Annotated in this window: 19 protein-coding genes and 1 riboswitch; of the genes, 15 read left to right on the top strand and 4 right to left on the bottom strand. The window is 63.8% G+C overall.

What is annotated here, in order from left to right:
• Positions 1-190: 190 nt before the first annotated feature.
• Positions 191-1,390, top strand: a complete 1,200-nt coding sequence (locus ACFOJ9_RS19360) for an MFS transporter (RefSeq protein WP_378980472.1) — start codon at positions 191-193, stop codon at positions 1,388-1,390.
• Positions 1,391-1,409: 19 nt separating this feature from the next.
• On the opposite strand, the gene ACFOJ9_RS19355 is transcribed toward ACFOJ9_RS19360, so the two are convergent.
• Entirely contained in the window at positions 1,410-2,585 is a 1,176-nt protein-coding gene (locus tag ACFOJ9_RS19355; RefSeq protein WP_378980471.1) for an aromatic ring-hydroxylating oxygenase subunit alpha, read from the bottom strand.
• 139 nt (positions 2,586-2,724) lie between these two features.
• Positions 2,725-2,921, top strand: a riboswitch (cobalamin riboswitch).
• A 36-nt stretch (positions 2,922-2,957) separates the two neighbouring features.
• On the opposite strand from ACFOJ9_RS19355, the gene ACFOJ9_RS19350 reads away from it, so the two are divergent.
• The 5 genes from ACFOJ9_RS19350 (at position 2,958) to ACFOJ9_RS19330 (ending at position 6,101) form a co-directional block, all read left to right on the top strand.
• A complete protein-coding gene (locus ACFOJ9_RS19350; RefSeq protein WP_109667912.1) occupies positions 2,958-3,137 on the top strand; it encodes a CbtB domain-containing protein in 180 nt (59 codons plus the stop codon).
• A gap of 15 nt (positions 3,138-3,152) precedes the next feature.
• Positions 3,153-3,917: a CbtA family protein gene (locus ACFOJ9_RS19345; protein ID WP_378980470.1), complete on the top strand. Its 765-nt coding sequence runs from the start codon at positions 3,153-3,155 to the stop codon at positions 3,915-3,917.
• A complete protein-coding gene (gene cobU, locus ACFOJ9_RS19340; RefSeq protein ID WP_378980469.1) occupies positions 3,910-4,425 on the top strand; it encodes a bifunctional adenosylcobinamide kinase/adenosylcobinamide-phosphate guanylyltransferase in 516 nt (171 codons plus the stop codon). The genes ACFOJ9_RS19345 and cobU overlap by 8 nt, the downstream gene beginning before the upstream one ends.
• Position 4,426: 1 nt before the next feature.
• Positions 4,427-5,071: a cob(I)yrinic acid a,c-diamide adenosyltransferase gene (gene cobO, locus ACFOJ9_RS19335; RefSeq protein WP_378980468.1), complete on the top strand. Its 645-nt coding sequence runs from the start codon at positions 4,427-4,429 to the stop codon at positions 5,069-5,071.
• A gap of 79 nt (positions 5,072-5,150) precedes the next feature.
• Positions 5,151-6,101 (top strand): transposase, encoded by a 951-nt coding sequence (locus ACFOJ9_RS19330; protein ID WP_378980467.1) that lies wholly within the window; start codon positions 5,151-5,153, stop codon positions 6,099-6,101.
• A gap of 423 nt (positions 6,102-6,524) precedes the next feature.
• On the opposite strand, the gene cbiB is transcribed toward ACFOJ9_RS19330, so the two are convergent.
• Entirely contained in the window at positions 6,525-7,496 is a 972-nt protein-coding gene (cbiB, locus tag ACFOJ9_RS19325; protein ID WP_378980466.1) for an adenosylcobinamide-phosphate synthase CbiB, read from the bottom strand.
• Between cbiB and cobD the strand changes: the two genes are divergently transcribed.
• Both cobD and ACFOJ9_RS19315 read left to right on the top strand, forming a co-directional pair.
• Positions 7,495-8,541, top strand: coding sequence for a threonine-phosphate decarboxylase CobD (gene cobD, locus ACFOJ9_RS19320; RefSeq protein WP_378980465.1), 1,047 nt, complete (start codon positions 7,495-7,497; stop codon positions 8,539-8,541). The genes cbiB and cobD overlap by 2 nt on opposite strands.
• A complete protein-coding gene (locus tag ACFOJ9_RS19315) occupies positions 8,538-9,047 on the top strand; it encodes a tyrosine phosphatase family protein (protein WP_378980464.1) in 510 nt (169 codons plus the stop codon). The genes cobD and ACFOJ9_RS19315 overlap by 4 nt, the downstream gene beginning before the upstream one ends.
• Before the next feature lie 372 nt (positions 9,048-9,419).
• Here ACFOJ9_RS19315 and ACFOJ9_RS19310 read toward each other — a convergent pair whose 3' ends face one another.
• Together ACFOJ9_RS19310 and ACFOJ9_RS19305 are read right to left on the bottom strand one after the other, a co-directional pair.
• The gene (locus ACFOJ9_RS19310; protein ID WP_378980463.1) at positions 9,420-10,223 is read right to left on the bottom strand and encodes a creatininase family protein; all 804 of its coding nucleotides are present in this window, start codon (positions 10,221-10,223) and stop codon (positions 9,420-9,422) included.
• Between the two features lie 54 nt (positions 10,224-10,277).
• Positions 10,278-10,661: a RidA family protein gene (locus ACFOJ9_RS19305; RefSeq protein ID WP_378980462.1), complete on the bottom strand. Its 384-nt coding sequence runs from the start codon at positions 10,659-10,661 to the stop codon at positions 10,278-10,280.
• Between the two features lie 265 nt (positions 10,662-10,926).
• On the opposite strand from ACFOJ9_RS19305, the gene ACFOJ9_RS19300 reads away from it, so the two are divergent.
• The 7 genes from ACFOJ9_RS19300 (at position 10,927) to ACFOJ9_RS19270 (ending at position 17,873) form a co-directional block, all read left to right on the top strand.
• A complete protein-coding gene (locus ACFOJ9_RS19300; protein WP_378980461.1) occupies positions 10,927-11,931 on the top strand; it encodes an ABC transporter substrate-binding protein in 1,005 nt (334 codons plus the stop codon).
• A gap of 11 nt (positions 11,932-11,942) precedes the next feature.
• Complete coding sequence (locus tag ACFOJ9_RS19295; RefSeq protein WP_378980460.1) at positions 11,943-12,770, top strand: ABC transporter ATP-binding protein; 828 nt, start codon at positions 11,943-11,945, stop codon at positions 12,768-12,770.
• Complete coding sequence (locus ACFOJ9_RS19290) at positions 12,757-13,608, top strand: ABC transporter permease (RefSeq protein WP_378980459.1); 852 nt, start codon at positions 12,757-12,759, stop codon at positions 13,606-13,608. Before ACFOJ9_RS19295 ends, ACFOJ9_RS19290 begins: the two co-directional genes overlap by 14 nt.
• A gap of 186 nt (positions 13,609-13,794) precedes the next feature.
• Positions 13,795-15,096 carry a cytosine deaminase gene (locus tag ACFOJ9_RS19285; RefSeq protein WP_378980458.1) on the top strand — a complete coding sequence of 434 codons (1,302 nt, stop codon included), beginning with the start codon at positions 13,795-13,797 and terminating at the stop codon, positions 15,094-15,096.
• Positions 15,096-16,499, top strand: a complete 1,404-nt coding sequence (locus ACFOJ9_RS19280; protein ID WP_378987896.1) for an FAD-binding oxidoreductase — start codon at positions 15,096-15,098, stop codon at positions 16,497-16,499. Before ACFOJ9_RS19285 ends, ACFOJ9_RS19280 begins: the two co-directional genes overlap by 1 nt.
• A gap of 205 nt (positions 16,500-16,704) precedes the next feature.
• Complete coding sequence (locus ACFOJ9_RS19275) at positions 16,705-17,286, top strand: NAD(P)H-dependent oxidoreductase (protein WP_378980457.1); 582 nt, start codon at positions 16,705-16,707, stop codon at positions 17,284-17,286.
• On the top strand, positions 17,286-17,873 hold the full coding sequence (locus ACFOJ9_RS19270; RefSeq protein WP_378980456.1) for an NAD(P)H-dependent oxidoreductase: 588 nt from the start codon (positions 17,286-17,288) through the stop codon (positions 17,871-17,873). Before ACFOJ9_RS19275 ends, ACFOJ9_RS19270 begins: the two co-directional genes overlap by 1 nt.
• The last annotated feature ends 89 nt before the right edge of the window (positions 17,874-17,962 follow it).

Below are 17,962 nucleotides of genomic sequence, written 5' to 3'. Positions count from 1 at the left end.
CCCCGCAAGACGACTATCACGGTTGCCCCGGACAAAAGAAGACCGGGAGCTTTGATCATCCGCCGCATTGGGCCAGTGCCGGGAAGCCTTTGGCCGACTTCGCTTTTTGCCGGGTAGGCGTCGGTTTCCTCTTCTTGGCGCCGGGATCGCCCCGGCAGATTTGACCGGTGATTCTGCTTTGGGGAAAGCAATGTCCACCCATGTGCGCCATCCGATCTGGCTTCCGGCCCTCAAGGCCGCGGACGCGCGCACCTTCGCTTCGCTCTATGCGGTCGAATCCTTTGCTCGCGCCACAGTGTCGAGCGTCATCCCGATCCAGGCCTACGAGATCCTGCACAACGAGCAGATCGTCTCGATCCTCTACACCGTCGTAGCGATGCTCGGCCTGTCCGTAACCCTGTTCATGCCGATGCTGATCCGCCGCTTTGCCCGCCGCTGGGTCTACACGGCGGGCGCCTGCCTGCTCGCCATAGGCTCGCTGTTCTTCGTCACCGACACGCTTGCCGGGCAATTGGCCGGCATGCTGTGCCGGGTGATGGGTGCCAGCGCGCTGTCGATCACGCTCAACCTCTACATCATGGACCACATCCGCAAGACCGATTTCATGCAGGCCGAATCGCTGCGCATGGCGTGGTCGATGCTGGCCTGGACGGGTGGGCCGACGCTCGGCATCCTCCTCTACACACGCTACGGCATCTATGCCGCGCATGGTGCGGTGGCGGTGTTCGCCCTGGCCCTGCTGGCGCTGTTTTGGACCTACCGGCTTGGTGACAACCCGTCGATCCGTCCGGGCAAGACACGGCCAGTCAATCCGCTCGCCAATATCGGCCGCTTCATCGCGCAGCCCAGGCTTAGGCTGGCCTGGCTGATCGCTTTCGGCCGCTCCTGTTTCTGGACGACGTTCTTCGTCTATGGTCCGCTGTTCATGGTGATCACCGGCGAGGGCAAGCTGGCCGGCGGCCTGCTGGTTTCGGCCGGCAATGCGCTGCTGTTCATGGCCATCTTCTGGGGCAAGGCGGGGAAACGCTTCGGCGGCCGCAGGACCATGACGTTTGCCTATTTCGCCATGTCGGCGACGCTTTTGGCGGCAGGTTTCGTCGGCGAAACCGTGCCGCTGCTCACCGGCGCCTTCCTGCTTGGCGGTGCCTTCTTCACCATTGCGCTCGACGCGCTCGGCTCGACCGCCTTCATGCGCTCGGTGCGCTCCTATGAAAGATCGCAGATGGCGGCGGTCTATCGCACCTATCTCGATTTTTCCGAGCTGACGCCGCCGCTGGTCTATTCCGTGGTGCTGGCCTTCTTCGGGCTGGGCTCGGTGTTCGTCACGCTCGGCCTGCTGGCGGCGGTTTGCGGTTTTGTGACATGGCGTTATCTGCCGAAATCGCTCTGATCTTCAGGGCTTGGGCTCTTCAGGGTTTGGGCGGAAGCGCCGCGTGATGCCCGCGCACCCAGTTGTGGAAGCGATGCAGGTCGTATTCCTCGGGCATCAGCACGCCGGCCGCGTGGCGCATCGAGTGCAGGCCTTTCTGGTTGACCTCGCAGATCGCCGCATCCTCCTCCAGCACCTGTTTGCCGAAGGCAACGATGTTGTCGATGTCGGTTGCATCGAGCGCTTCGGGCGCGAACAGCCATTCGGCGACAAGCTCGGTCTGCTCGGGGCCTTGCGGTACCAGCCGCACGGTTCTGATATAGTCGACATGGCCGACGACGAACATCGAGGGCAGGCTGGTGGCGTAGGTCTGGCCGGCGGCACGCTCGGCTGGTGTCAGGCCCGAGAAGACCGGTCCATGCGCCTGGCCGTCGCGCGACCATGTTTCGGCGCCAGTGCGCAGGCCGCCGGAAAATTCGGGCGCGTCATTATCGGCGTGGCGCGTCCATTCGGGGTCGTCATGCCGGCCCATCAGGCCGCGGCCATAGATCGGCACCAGCCGCGACAGGTCCTTGTGGACGCCCGGGCAATGCAGGCACTCGTTGAAGTTTTCCCAAAAGATCTTCCAGTTGCAGTTCATCACCTTGCGCAGCACGTGGCCGCTCACCAGCGTCTCCAGCGGCCAATTGCCGAGATCGCCGGAGGCGGGATCGAAGGATGCCTGCGCCGAGCCAGCGGCGTCCTCCTGCAGATTGACGAAGACAAAACCGCGCCACACCGAAAGCGCTACCCGATAAAGCGGATGGTCGGCCTTGTCGAAGCCTTCCGGCAGCGATTTCGACGGCACGCGCACAAGATCGCCGCGCAGCGAGTAGGACCAGGCGTGGTAGGGGCAGGTGATCAGCCGCGCCTTCAGCCGGCCCTCGCTTTCCTGGCAAAGCTGCGAGCCGCGATGGCGGCAGGTGTTGTGGAAGGCGCGCAGCTCGCCGGTCTCGTCACGCAGCACGACGATGTCCTGCGTGCCGATGCGGAATCTGCGGAAAGCCAGGGGTTGTGCAAGGTCGCTCTCACGGCAAATGAGCAGCCAGCTTCGATACCAGATGGCGTCGAGATCCCTTTGATAGGCTTCTGCGTCCCAATAGGCCGATGAGGGCAGGGTCGGTTCGGCCCGGGTCAGGCCGTTGTAGAGACCGCGCTCGCTGGCAATGGGCTGCATGGCTGGCTTCCTGTGAAGGTGCAAGCCGACACCCGGCCAGGAAAATTGTCAATTGCGGCACCGGCGGGCCTCGGCTGGTACGACGCATTCGCGATGGTTGCCGGCGGAATTTGGTTTGCCGGAGGCGAGGATTCTGCCTATAGTCGCCGATGTCGTCGGTTCCATTTTGGAGCCAAGAGGGAATGCGGTGAGGGCGAGTTTTCGCCCAATGCCGTGGCTGCCCCCGCAACTGTGTGCGGTAGTCCTCTCCATATGCCACTGAAGATTTTTCTTCGGGAAGGTGGGGAAGGGCGCTGATCCGCGAGCCAGGAGACCTGCCGGCGACAGGAAACTGACTTCGATGCCCTCGGGTGGAGGGCGAAAGGACAAGATATGACTACCGCTTCCGTCTCCCTCGGCGCCTCCGTCTCCTCGCAGTCGCGCTTCATGCAGCTCGCTCTTGCTGCGTTTCTCGGCATTTTCGTGATGGGCTTTGTCGGCTTCTCGCATATCGATGCGGTCCACAATGCAGCTCACGACTATCGCCATTCGATGGCGTTTCCCTGCCACTGACGAGGATCTGACATCATGAACCTGTTTCGCAACGTCGTGTTCATCGCGGCGATCGCAGGGCTCGTGGCCGGCGTCGTTCTCGCCTGCATGCAGGCCTACGCCACCGTGCCGCTGATCCTTAAGGCGGAAGTCTACGAACAGGCCGGCGGCGGGCACAGCCATGACCATGCCGCAACGGCCGCAACGGATACCACTGCCATGAGCACTGCGGCCCCGGCCGAAGCGGCTGCTCCGGCGGAAGACGAGGGTTGGGCGCCGGCAGACGGTTTCGAGCGTTTCGCCTTCAGCGTGCTTGCCAATATCATCACCGGCATCGGCTTCGCCTTGATCCTGGTCGCGGTTTCCGAATTCGCCGGCGGCATCGGCAATTGGCGCCATGGCGTGTTCTGGGGCCTGGCCGGCTTTGCCGTGTTTACGCTGGCACCCGGTCTCGGCCTTCCCCCGGAACTGCCGGCAATGCCGGCTGCCGATCTGACCGAGCGCCAGATCTGGTGGTGGGCAACGGTGGCGGCGACCGCGGCCGGGCTCGGCCTGATCGCCTTCCGCAAGTCGCTGCCGCTGGCGATCCTTGCCGTGGCCTTGATCGTCGCGCCGCATATTGTCGGCGCGCCGCAGCCCGGCAGTTACGAGACGGCGATTCCAGAAGGGTTGCATCACCAGTTCGTGGTGGCGGTGACGGTGACCAATCTGGTGTTCTGGCTTGTGCTCGGCGCGGTCGTCGGTGTGGTGCGTGGCCGCTTCACCGGCACGGCGACCAGCCTGCGCGACAGCTTTGCCTGATCGCAGCAAGCTGACCTTCCTCATCGGCGGTGCGCGCTCCGGCAAGAGCGCGCACGCCGAAACTCTCGCGACAGCCTTGCCGCCGCCATGGATTTATATCGCCACGGCGCAAGCCTATGATGACGAGATGCATGAGCGCATCGCGCTGCACCGGTCGCGGCGCGGCGAAGGCTGGACGACCATCGATGCGCCGCTCGATCTCGCCGGCACGCTTGCCGCCTTGCCGGACGATCAGCCGGTGCTTGTCGACTGCCTGACGCTGTGGTTGACCAATCATATGCTGGCCGAACACGACCTCGGCCTCGAATGCCGTCGGCTGGCGGAGGTCCTGTCGCGGCCGCGCGGGCCATGGTTCGTGGTCTCCAATGAAGTCGGGCAAGGCATCGTGCCGGACAATGCACTGGCGCGCCGGTTTCGCGATGCGGCCGGCCGACTCAATCAGCAGGTCGCCGCGGTTGCCGATACGGTGCTGCTGATGGTGGCGGGGCTGCCGCTCAAGGTGAAATGAGATGACCGACATCGACAACAAGCCCATCGAAGGCAAGCCCATCGAAGACCGGGACGAAGAACGCCACCGCGCCAAGATGGCCAAGCGCAAGGCGGTGCAGGACGCCGAGGTGGCGGCCAAGACGATCGAGAAGGGGCTGCTGATCGTCAACACCGGTCCGGGCAAGGGAAAGACCACTGCCGCCTTTGGCCTGGCGCTGCGGATGCTCGGCCACGGCAAGCGCGTCGGCGTCGTCCAGTTCATCAAGGGCAAGTGGCATACTGGCGAGAAGGACGCCTTCGCCGCTTTCGGCGACCGCGTCGTCTGGCACGCGATGGGCGAGGGGTTCACCTGGGAAACGCAGGATCTGAAGCGTGACATCGCCGCGGCCGAAGCCGCGTGGGCCAAGGTGCTTGAGCTGATGGCCGATCCGTCGATCAGCCTGCTGGTGCTGGATGAGCTGAACATCGCGCTGCGCTACGACTATCTCGATCTCGACAAGGTGGTTGGCGCGCTGAAAGCACGGCGCGAGGGCCTGCATGTCGTCGTCACCGGCCGCAACGCCAAGCCGGCGCTGGTCGAGGCTGCCGACCTCGTCACCGAGATGGGCGTGACCAAGCACCATTTCTCAGCCGGTGTGAAAGCGCAGCAAGGGATAGAGTTCTGAGAGTCTTACCCTCCCCCTTGAGGGCATATGCGCTAAGATAGGTGTTGCAGTGGGGAATCGGTTGTGATTCTACGCTGCGATGACTCACGAATCGCTTGTAGATGACGGCTGGGCCGAGACGATTGAGCTCCTCGGCGGTGAAGAGTTGATTGCAGGGAGTGCCCGCGAGACGAAGGCGTTTCTGCGGCCGCGGGGCGTCAGGTCGGCTACTGATCTGTTGCGCCTGACACTGGCTTACTGCCTTGGCAAGGTGGGCATGCGGGGCGTCGTGGCCTGGGCGGCGGCAAGCGGGATCGCCGACATCTCGGACGTGGCGTTGCTCGGCCGGCTGCGCAATGCAGGGCCGTGGCTGCAGCAGTTGATCGGGCACCTTTTGAAGCGCGAGGAGGAAGGCTTGCCTAAGGGCCGGCTGATCCGCATCCTCGATGCGACATCGGTTGCCAAGGCGGGTGTGCATGAGAAGAAGAACAATGGCCTTTGGCGTATGCACTGCGCCTTCGATCTTGAGCGCGAGCAGTTCGATTTCCTCGAGATCACCGACCAGAGCGAGGCCGAGCTGATCGACCGCGTGCCGGTGGTGCCGGGCGAGATCCGCATCGGCGACCGCGCCTATCTGCAGGCCGAGCGGATCGCAAAGGTCATGGCGCAAGACGGCGACGTTGTCGTGCGCGCGCCGTGGAAGAATGTGCGATGGCTCGACGCCAACGGCAAGGCGTTCGATCTCATCGGCCACCTGAAGAGCTGCCGGGAGGAGGTCATCGAAACGCCTGTCTGGCTGGGCCTCAAGAAGGGCGAGCCCCTGAAGATGCGCCTGATCGCCTTGCGCAAATCCGAGGCTGCGACACAAGAAGCGCGGCGCAAAATCAACAAGGAAGCCAAGGCCAAGGGCAAGCAGGTTCAACCGGAGACGCTGATTGCCGCCGGCTTTGTCATCCTTGTGACCTCGCTTGACCAGGAGGAGTTTCCCTCCGGCACAGTTCTCAAGCTCTATCGCATGCGCTGGCGCATCGAGCTCGCCTTCAGCGTCTGAAGAGCCTGATCGGACTGCGCGCGCCTCCAGCCAAAGACCCAAGGATCGCAAAGCCTTGGATTCTTGCCCACTTCCTCATCGCGCTTGTGACCGAACCCCTTTCGCAGGAGTTGGGTGTCTCTCCCCCTTGAGCGACGGGCGCCCGCTGCTGTGGCGCGCCACCCGCCAGATCGTCGCCTCTCTGATCGCAGCGATCTTTGCTCAACCTCCCTTGGCAGCCCTGCGCCAAAATCTCCATGCCTTGCGACATCGATGGCGTGAGCCACCACGAAAGCGCAAATTTCAGTCCATGCCGAAGCTATCTTAGCGCATATGCCCTTGTGGGGAGGGTCGATCCGCGAAGCGGAGCGGGGTGGGGTCTTCGGCGCCGCACCCCCACCCCGGCGCTGCGCGCCGACCCTCCCCACAAGGGGGAGGGTGAGGTTAGGTCACAACGATGACGATGATCGAAACCAACCCGAACAGCGCGATCAGCAGGTAATCGGCGACGCGATAGAGTTTCAGCGCTCGCCTTATGTCGACGCTGTCGGCCTCGCGGCGGCCGCCTTCGCCCATGAAGACGTCATCGACCAGGACGCCACCGTAGCTCCGTGGCCCGGCGAGCGCGAGGCCGAGCGCACCGGCCATCGCCGCTTCCGGCCAGCCGGCATTGGGAGAGCGGTGTTTTTTCGCGTCGCGCCACACCGCGTGCCAGGCATTGCGCGGATCGGCGCCCCTGACCAGGAACGCCGCCAGCACGATCAGCAGTGCCGTCAACCGCGACGCCGGCAGGTTGATCCAATCGTCGAAGCGCGCCGCCGCCCAGCCGAACGCCTCATGGCGTGGAGTGCGGTGGCCGATCATCGAATCGGCGGTGTTGGCGGCCTTGTAGGCAGCGCCGCCCGCCAGGCCGCCAATGCCGGTCCAGAAGGCGGGGGCAACGATGCCATCGGAGAAATTTTCGGCCAGGCTCTCGATCGCGGCGCGACAGACACCGGCCCTGTCGAGCGTTTCAGGGTCGCGGCCGACGATTCGCGAGACGGCCATGCGACCCAGAGCGAGGCCACCGGTGTCGAGAGCATCCGCCACCGCCTCGACATGGTCGTGAAGGCTCTTCTGCGACAGCAACGATGTTGCCAGAAGGGCAGTGATGAATAGCCCCATGGGAACGAACCAGAGCAGGATATGCAGGCCGAGGCCGATCACCGCCGGCACCAGCACGATGACCAGCAGCGCCTGGACACCGCGCTTGCGACGCAGCGCGTCGGGATCAGTGGCGCGGTTGAGCCTGCGGTCGAGAAAGGATATCAGCCTGCCGAACCACGTCACCGGATGGCCGATGGCGCGAAACAGCCAGTCCGGATATCCGAGGGCGAATTCGACGGCCAATGACAGGAAAGCGATCAGGACTGACATGAAGCTTCTTGAAGGAGCGGTGGACCATGGTGGAAGTCTTGGCCGGGCGAGGGTGCTTTTCCCCAACGCCCTGCTGCCTTTCGTCGACCTCTCGACCGGCATCAATCCGCACTCCTACCCGCTTTTCGACCTGCCCGCCACCTCGCTGTCGCGGCTGCCGGAGGCCGCGCGCACGCGCGACCTGACAGAGATCGCGGCCAACGCCTATGGCGCGCCGTCGCCAGCCAACGTCGCGGCGGCGCCGGGCACGCAGATCCTGTTGCCGCGCGTCGCATCGCTGGTGAGGCCCGGCAAGGCGCTGGTGCTGGGTCCGACCTATGCCGAACATGCCCGCGCTGCCGCGATCGCGGGACACGCGGTGGCGGAGGTCGATAATTTCGAAGCGTTGGCGGACGCCGACCTTGCCATCATCGTCAACCCCAACAATCCGGATGGGCGCATCATCGAGCGCGACCGGTTGCTGGCGCTGGCCGCCGGATTGCGTGCCAAGGGCGGGCTGCTGGTCGTCGACGAGGCGTTCATGGATGTCGGCCCGCGTCAGCACAGCCTCGCGGGTGACGTTAACCAGGGCGGCATCGTCGTGCTGCGCTCGTTCGGCAAGTTCTTCGGCCTGGCCGGCGTGCGGCTCGGGTTTGCACTTTCCGAGGCGGCAACGGTCGAACGCCTGGAAGCGCAATTCGGACCATGGGCCGTCGCCGGCCCGGCGCTGGAATACGGCATCCGCGCGCTTGCCGACATCGACTGGCAGGACGCAATGCGGGCATCCCTTGCGGAAGCATCGGCGCGGCTCGATGCGCTGCTCGGCCGCTTCGGCATTCCCGTAGCGGGTGGCACCACGTTGTTCCGCTATCTCCGCTTGGCCGATGCCGCCGACCTGTTTTCCGCCCTTGGCGAGCGCGGCATCCTGCTTCGCCATTTTGCCGACCGGCCGCATGTCTTGCGCGCCGGCGTGCCGGGGAGTCAGGAGGAATGGCAGCGGCTCGAATCCGCTCTTGCCGAATGGGCGGCGCGGCGCGAGGATCAATCGAAGGGTTCAAAACAATGATCCATGTCTGCTCGCTGGCAAAGATCGAGGAAACGGTGGCCAGGACCGGCGCCGACCGCATGCTGTCGCTGCTCGCCGCCGGAACGGACGTGGTCCGGCCGGCGTCGATCGCCCGGGAGAACCACCTGCATCTGGTCATGCACGACATCGCAGTGGCGCAGGACGGCATGACCATGCCGGGCGAGGAGCATGTCCGCAACCTGCTCGATTTCGCGCGCCGGTGGGACCGGGCAAGGCCTATGGTCGTGCATTGCTATGCCGGCATCAGCCGCTCGACCGCCTCGGCCTACATCATCGCGGCAGCACTGGCGCCGAAGCGTGACGAGGCCGAGCTGGCGCGCACGTTGCGGGCGCTATCGCCGTCGGCAACGCCCAATCCGCGACTGATCGCTGTGGCCGACGCACTGCTTGATCGCAACGGCCGCATGGTCGAGGCGATCGAATCGATCGGGCGCGGTGCGGATGCCTTTGAGGGCACGCCTTTCGCGCTGAAGATTGATGCGTAGTTCCTCGACGTCGTGATTTTGACCGACGCCAATTCCTCCTTCAGGCGCCATCCATCGTTCATTGGGCGGACTGATGCGACCGTTGGAGATCGGCCAAAGCCTCCCCGCCTTCGTCATCCACGGGCGAAGCAGGAGCGAAGCTCCGTCGCGGAGACCCGAGGATCCATGCCGCGACAGCGGCCGTAGAGTGCAACCGAGCAGAATTCTGCACCGTAGCAGCGCTTCGGAGTCCCGGCATGGATCCTGGGGTCTGCGCCGCGTCGCTTCGCTCCTTGCTTCGCCCCAGGATGACGAAGAAAAAGGCTTCGGCTATTCTCAGAAGGGCGCGATGTGCCCATCTGATGGTCAGAGCATCTGTACCGAGCAACTATGCTACGTCAACCACTCCGCGAGCTTCGCCTTGCGCACATCCCTGAGCAGGCTGATGAAGCCGTCGGCTTGATACTCGGCCGTCAGCCGGCCCTTCTCCGCCGTTGCGATGCTGGCATCGCCGACCACGCCGTTCGGGTTCAGGTCGCTGGCGATCCAGGCAAAGGCGTGGGTGCCGGTGTGGCGCAGCAGCGAGAATTCCTTTTCGGCCTTGGCGACGTTGGAAACGAAATTGTCGGCCTTGCTCATGTCGACAAGGTCAGGCCGGAAATGCAGCATCAGCGAGGTCTCGACATCACCGCCATGGATGCCGTGGCGGTCCTCGAGCTCGGTATACATGCCGGCCGGGCGGCCGAAGCGTTGCCAGCTGGTCTTCACAGCCAGCATCTTTTCACGCACGCGCAATTCGCGCGTGACGATGCCCATGATCTCTTCGTTGCCGCCATGCGAATTGACGACGACCAGCTTGCGCACCCCGGCGCGCGCGATCGACAGGCCGAGCTCGGTCCAGGCTTCGACCAGCGTCGTTGCCGGCAGTGTGAGGGTGCCCGGTGCGTGCAGATGCTCGTTCGACTTGCCCGCTGCCTGGACCGGCAGGATGCGGATGTCGAGATCGTCGGGCAGGCGCGAAATGACCGTGTCGAGCATGCCGTTCATGATCGAAGTGTCAGTTGAAACTGGCAGATGCGGGCCATGCTGCTCGATCGCCGCCACCGGCAACACGGCGATCGTCGCCTCCGGATCGATCGAGGCGTATTCGGTGGTCCGGTAGTCGCCCCACCACACACGTTTCTTCGCAACAGTCATGTCATGCCTCTTCAATGGTCAGGCAGACCTAGCGCGGCAAGCGCGGCCTGTCGATCACCCAGCCGCGATGGCCTCGACCTCGACCTTGAATTCGGGCCGGGCGAAACCGGAGACGATCATCAGTGTCGAGGCCGGCGCGGGGCTCGAAAACAGCCGGTCGCGGACGTCCATATAGGGCCGCAGATGCGTGCGGTCGGTGACATAGGCGTTGATGCGGACGATGTCCTGCAGACCCAGCCCGGCCTCGCCGAGGATCGCCTCGATGTTGCGGAAACAGAGTTCGGCCTGCGCGCCGGCGTCTTCCGGAATCTGATCGTCCGCGGTGATGGCGACCTGACCCGAGCACAACACAAGTCGTTTGCCGGGCGGCACCTCGACGCCGTGGCTGTAGCGGGCAAAGGGCGGCTTGATCGACTTCGGGGTGAGGAATTTGAACATGGCAATCTCCTGGATATCGCCAGCCTAAGGCCTGACCCATTACACCTTCAAGATGGCGGTGCATGTTGCCGGGGCGATTGTGGACAGGCGAAAAAAAAATAGGCACGATGCCTCCGGTGCAGCACGACCTGTCCGGCTTTCGCAGATGGCTGTGGTGCAAGCAGGCGGTCCCGGTGCAAGCCTCCGGTGGCATGCGTCTTGCTTCTTGAATCTTTGGTGTCGAGCCTGGCGCGTGGCGCGCCGGAGCAAACAAAGGGTGGTGTCTATGTACGGAAGACAGAAGATCTCGGTGGCGGTTGTGGCCCTGCTTGCAGCCAGCACGCTGGGTGCGGCTGCGAATGAAAAAGTCACCTTCGGCACCAACTGGTTGGCCGAGCCTGAACATGGCGGATATTACCAGTCCGTGGCGGACGGCACCTACGCCGCTTGCGGCCTCGACGTCACCATCATGCAGGGCGGCCCGCAGGTCAGCGGCCGGCCGTTGCTGCTGGCCGGCAAGATCGATTTCTACATGGGCGGCAATCTGCTGTCGGCTTTCGATGCCGTCCAGCAAGGCATTCCGATGCGCGTGGTGGCGGCGGACTTCCAGAAGGACCCGCAGGTGATCATGTCCCATCCCGGCGAAGGGCTCGACAAATGGGAGGACCTGAAGAACGCCGACCAGTACATATTGGGCGACGAGGGCGTGCAGACCTTCTTCCAATGGATGGTCATCGAACTCGGCTTCGACGCCTCAAAACGCGCGCCCTACACCTACAACACCGCTCCCTTCCTCGCCAACAAGAAGTCGATCCAGCAGGGCTACGTCACCTCCGAGCCGTTCGCGGTCAAGAAGGAGGGCGGCTTCGTGCCGAACCAGTTCCTGCTTGCCGACTATGGCTGGGACACCTACTCAACGACGATCGAGGTGATGCAGGACACGATCGACAAGAAGCCGGAGGTGGTCCAGTGCTTCGTCGATGGCTCGGCCAAGGGCTGGTACAAATATCTCTACGGCGACAACAAGGCCGCCAACGAATTGATCAAGAAAGACAATCCCGACATGAGCGACGAGCAGATCGCGTTCTCGATCGAGCAGATGAAGAAGTTCGGCCTGGCCGATTCCGGCGACACCGAAAAGCTCGGCATCGGCGCCATGACCGACGAGCGGATCAAGAGTTTTTACGACAAGATGGTCAAGGCCAAGGTCACTCCTGACGGCATCGACATCAAGCAGGCCTACACACTGACCTTCGTCAACAAGGGCGTCGGGCTCGAGTTGAAGAAATAGGCCGTCCCGGCATGATGCAGGAAAAAGTGGCGCCAGCGCCGGCTGCGTCGGGTACGGCCCCGACGCTTCTGGCGCTGCGTGGCGTCGGCAAGGTGTTTTCAAACGGCGTGACGGCGCTGAGCGACGTCGACCTGACGATCCGGGAAGGCGACTTCCTCAGCCTGCTCGGGCCGTCCGGTTGCGGCAAGTCGACCGCATTGCGGCTGATCGCCGGCCTGTCGACGCCGACCTCCGGCGTGCTCGACTGGCGCGGCGGCGGCGCGATCGACCGCTCGAACATCGGCTTCGTTTTCCAGGAGCCGACGCTGCTGCCCTGGGCCAGCGTTTTCGACAATGTCTGGCTGCCGCTGCGGCTGAAGGGCATCAGCCGCGCCAAGGCGGCGCCAACGGTGACGGAAATGCTGGCGCGGGTTCACCTGACCGGCTTCGAGGACGCGGTGCCACGCGAACTTTCCGGCGGCATGAAGATGCGCGTCTCCATTGCGCGCGCCATGGTGACCAAACCGCGCGTGCTGCTGATGGACGAGCCGTTCGCCGCACTCGACGAGATCACCCGCTTCAAGCTCAACAATGATCTGCTGGAACTGTGGCAGGACGAACGCTTCACCGTCGTCTTCGTCACCCACAGCGTCTTCGAAAGCGTGTTCCTCTCCAACCGCGTCGTCGTCATGGCGGCGCGGCCGGGCAGGGTGTTCGACGAACTCGCCATCGAGGCGCCCTATCCGCGCGACGAGGCGTTTCGCACCTCGCCCGACTATGCAGCACTGTGCCGTCAGGCTTCCGATGTGCTGGTCAAGGCCATCAATTCAACAGCAGGCGCGCATCATGACGGCCATTGACGAACGCGCGTTCAAACTCGACCCCGAGGAAGCACGCCGCGTGCGCCAGGAGCGGTTCGAACGGGTCGGCCGCTGGGTGCTGCCGCTGGCGATCATGATCCTGGCGATCTGGCTGTGGGATCGCATCTGCGTGTGGAATGCGATTCCGCAATACATCCTGCCGCGTCCCGGCGTGGTGCTGTGGACGCTCTACAACGATGCCGGCCTGCTGTTTTCCTCGCTCCTGGTCACCTTGCGCATCACCTTCCTCAGCCTGGCTCTGGCGGTCATCGGCGGGGTCGGGTTGGCGGTCCTGTTCGCACAATCGAAATGGGTCGAGATGTCGTTCTTCCCCTTCGCCATCGTGTTGCAGGTGACGCCGATCGTGGCGATCTTTCCGCTGATCAACATCTATGTAAACGACCAGACGACCAAGCTTCTGCTGTGTGCCTGGATCGTCGCCTTCTTTCCGATCCTGTCCAACACCACGCTTGGCCTCAACTCCGTCGACCGCAATCTGCGCGACCTGTTCAAGCTCAATGGCGCGACGCGCTGGCAGCAGTTGCGGTATCTGCGGCTGCCGGCGGCGATGCCGTATTTCCTCGGCGGGTTGAAAATCGCCGGCGGCCTGTCGCTGATCGGTGCCGTGGTGGCCGAGTTCGTCGCCGGCACTACTGGGCAGTCGTCTGGCCTTGCCTCGCGCATCATCGAGGCCGGCTACCGGCTCAACGCGCCGCGGCTGTTCGCGGCGCTGTTCTTGATCTCGCTTACCGGTATCCTGATCTTCCTCGTGCTGTCGCTGATTTCGCATCTCATTTTACGGCGCTGGCATGAAAGTGCGCTGAAGCAGGAGCGCTAGGATGACTGAAAGGTTGGCGCGAAACACCCCCCTCTGTCCTGCCGGACATCTCCCCCTCAAGGGGGGAGATCGGCTGTGTTTTTTGCTTTCGCCAATTGTGAATGCTGAAAGAGAGGCGGTTCGACCGAAGCTGCCAATCTCCCCCCTTGAGGGGGAGATGTCCGGCAGGACAGAGGGGGGCAGACCTTGATACCAGCCTCCGGCTCTTATCATCTCGCCAACGCCCGTGTTCATCAATCCATCACGGCTGGCTTTGCCGCAACCTTCGATAACGATGGTTTCGCACTTGCCGACGTCGCGGTCGTCGACGGCAAGATTACGGCCATCACCGCGCATGGCCGATCGAAAGCGCCTGCTGATGCTGTCGACCTTGACGGCCGCATCGTGCTGCCGTGTTTCGTCGACTGTCATACGCATATCGACAAGGGCCATATCTGGCCGCGAACACCCAATCCCGACGGCACCTTCATGGGCGCGCTGAACGCCGCCGGCGCCGATCGTGTGGCACGCTGGAGCGCCGAGGACGTTGCCCGGCGCATGGATTTCTCGCTGCGCTCAGCCTACGCCCATGGCACCAGGGCGCTGCGCACCCACCTCGATAGCGTCGCGCCGCAGGAGGAAATCTCCTGGCCGGTGTTCGAGGCAATGCGCGAGGCATGGCGCGGCCGCATCGAGTTGCAGGGCGCCTGCCTGCTCGGCATCGAAGGCGTGCGCGACAGGAAATGGTTCGACGGGCTGGCAAAAAGGGTTGCCGCGGCCAATGGCGTGCTCGGCGTCGTCACTTACATGGTGCCGGATCTCGAAGAGTTGCTCGACCATGTCTTCGCGCAAGCCATCAGACATGGCCTCGATCTCGATTTCCATGCCGACGAGACCGACGATGTCGCCGCCATATCGCTGAAGAAGATCGCCGAGGCCGCTCTCTGGAATGGCTTCGAAGGCAACATCCTCGTCGGCCATTGCTGCTCGCTGGCGCGCCAGCCGGACCTCGATGTGCTGGACACGCTGGACAAGGTGGCGAAGGCGCGGCTCGCCGTCGTTTCACTGCCGATGTGCAATCTCTATCTGCAGGACCGGCGCGGCGACGGCACCACGCCGCGCTGGCGTGGCGTGACGCTGCTGCACGAGATGAAGGCGAGGGGCATTCCAGTGGCCGTCGCTTCCGACAACACGCGCGACCCGTTCTATGCCTATGGCGATCTCGACATGCTGGAGGTCTACCGCATGGCGACGCGCATCCTGCACTTCGATCACCCGGTCGCCGACTGGCCGCAAGCGGTCACCGCGACGCCGGCCAAGGTGATGCGGCTCGATGGTTTCGGTGCGCTTGCCGCCGGCGGCGATGCCGATTTCATCGTGTTCAAAGGTCGGAGCTGGACGGAATTGCTGTCGCGGCCCGAATCGGATCGCATCGTCGTGCGTGGCGGACGCGCAATCGACCGGCAATTGCCCGATTATGCCGAACTCGACGAGCTGATGGTGGAATGATGGATGTTTCGGCGCTCAAACGCGATCTCGAAGGCCTGAAGGTCGACGACAATCCGGCCATCGTCCAGCAGAAGAGCCGCGACTTCTACTGGTACAGCCCGGTGCTGAAGCAGCAGCTCGACCATGTCACCGGCGATTTGGTCGTGACGCCGAAGAACGAGGCCGAACTGATCCGTGTGCTCGCCGCCTGTCACCGCCATGGCGTGCCGGTGACGCCGCGCGGCAGCGGCACCGGCAATTACGGCCAGGCAATGCCGCTCTCCGGCGGCGTCGTGCTCAACCTTGCCGAGATGAACGAGATCAAGTCGATCGCGCCAGGTCGCGTTGTGACCGGGCCGGGGGCCATTCTGGCCGATATCGACAAGGCAACGCGGGCGCATTCCGGGCAGGAGCTGCGGCTGTCGCCGTCCACCTACAACACGGCCTCGATCGGCGGCTTCATCGCCGGCGGCTCGGGCGGCGTCGGCTCGATCAATTTCGGCGGCCTGCGCGATTTCGGCAACGTCTTGCGGCTGCGCGTGGTGACGATGGAGGCAGAGCCGAAAGCACTAGAACTTACCGGCGAGGATCTGCACAAGGTGACCCATGCCTACGGCACCAACGGCATCATATCGGAAGTCGAGATGCCGCTGACGGCAGCCTATGACTGGGTCGATGTCATCGTCGGCTTCGACGCTTTCATGGATGCCGCCCGCTATGGCAATGCGCTGGCCTGCCAGGACGGCATCCTGACCAAGCTGATCACGCCGATAGCCGCACCCGTGCCGCAGCTCTATTTCAAGCGGCACCAGAAATTCGTGAAGGAGGGGCAGAGCATCTGCGTCGTCATGGTGGCGCAGCATGGGCTGGATGCCTTTTTGGCGTTTACTCGCCGTGCCGGTGGCGAGGTGATCTTCAATGCCGCAACCGCGACACCGGACGAGAAAAAGGGCCTGCCGCCGGCCTATGAACTGGCCTGGAACCACACGACACTGCGGGCGCTGCGCGTCAACCCCGACATCACCTATCTGCAGTCGCTCTATCCCTTCCCCAACCAGCTGGCGCTGGTCGAAAAGATGGACGCGATGTTTCCGGGCGAGGTGTTCTCGCATCTCGAATTCGTGCGGCTGGACGGCAACATCACCTGCTTTGGCCTGCCGCTGGTCAAGTTCACCACAGAGGCGCGGCTCGACGAGATCGTGCGCCTGCATGAGGAGAATGGCTGCCCGATCTTCAACCCGCATCGCTACACGCTGGAAGAGGGCGGCATGAAGCAGACCGACGCGGTTCAGCTTGCCTTCAAGCGCGAGACCGATCCGCAAGGCCTGCTCAACCCCGGCAAGATGATCGCCTGGGAGAACCCGGATTACGACTTCCGTTCGGGCCGGATTTTTTTGTTCAAGGGGCTGCAAAGGGCGGGATGAGGACAGGTTTGCGCTTGAACACCCCCCTCTGTCCTGCCGGACATCTCCCCCGCAAGGGGGGAGATTGGCAGCCTCTGAGTCGCGACCATTCTGCGGCGTTGACAGTTGGCGAAAGCGATGCGGCAGTCCGATCTCCCCCCTTGCGGGGGAGATGCCCGGCAGGGCAGAGGGGGGTGTCTCGCGCTGACGTCTGGGATATTCCCCTGTGAAAATCCTCGTCCTCTACGCCCATCCGATCGAGACCAGCTTCAATGCCGGCCTGCACCGGATGATCGTCGAGCGGTTGACGGCGGCGGGCCATACGGTTGACGACTGCGATCTCTATGCCGAGGATTTCGATCCGCGGCTGACGCTCCAGGAGCGGCTGGACTATCATAATCAGCGTGGTCCCGCCGATGCTGTGGCGCCTTATGTCGAGCGCCTGCTGCAGGCGGATGCGCTGGTGCTCTCCTATCCGGTCTGGAACTATGGCTTTCCAGCGATCCTGAAAGGCTTTTTCGATCGCGTCTTCCTGCCCGGCGTGTCGTTCAAGCTGGTCGACGGCAAGGTGCAGCCGTCGCTGCACAACATAAGCAAAGTTGCGGCGGTGACCACCTATGGCGGCAGCCGGTTCCGCGCCATGCTGATGGGCGATCCGCCGCGCAGGCTGGTCAAGCGCATGCTGCGCGCCACGGTAAAACCGGGCGCGCCGGTGAGCTATCTCGCGCACTACGCGATGAACCTGTCTACCGACCGCACGCGCAAGGCTTTCATGGCCAAGGTCGCGGCACGCATGGAGGCGTTCTGATGCGCGCGCTGGTGGTCTACTGCCACCCGGTCCCCGACAGCTTCTGTGCGGCAATTCGCGACGCTGCCGTCGAAGTGCTAAGGGCGAGGGGCTGGGAGGTGCGGCTGCTCGACCTCTATGCCGAGAAATTCGATCCGGTGATGGGCTGCGACGAGCGTCGCTCCTACAATGACCAGGCGCCGCAGGACCCGGCGCTGAAGCCGCATTTCGAGCTGCTCAACTGGGCCGAGGCGATCCTGTTCGTCTATCCGACCTGGTGGTACGGGCTGCCGGCAATGCTGAAGGGCTGGCTCGACCGGGTGTGGGCGACGGACGTCGCCTTCAAGCTGCCGGCCGGCAAGGGACGGATCAAGTCGCTGATGACGCATGTGACCAAGGTCGGTGTCATCACCACCTGCGGGGCGCCGACCTGGTGGAGCGTGGTCGTCGGCCAACCGGGACGCAAGACCCTGCTACGCGGCATGCGGGCACTGTGCGCGACGCGCTGCCGGACCTTTTTCCTGGCGCACTATTTGATGGATTCCTCGACGCCGCAGACGCGGGCTGCGTTTCTGGCGAAGGTGCGAGCGAAGCTGGAGCGGTTTTGAGTTTCTTACCCTACCCCTTGTGGGGAGGGTCGCTCCGCAAAGGCCGCTAGGGCGGCTTTTGCGGAGCGGGGTGGGGGTCTCGTAGGCGC

This window comes from Mesorhizobium cantuariense (genome assembly GCF_042647205.1).
Lineage (GTDB): Bacteria > Pseudomonadota > Alphaproteobacteria > Rhizobiales > Rhizobiaceae > Mesorhizobium > Mesorhizobium cantuariense.
Note: the sequence above shows the minus strand (reverse complement) of the source record. Positions and strands in the feature narration are given on the sequence as shown.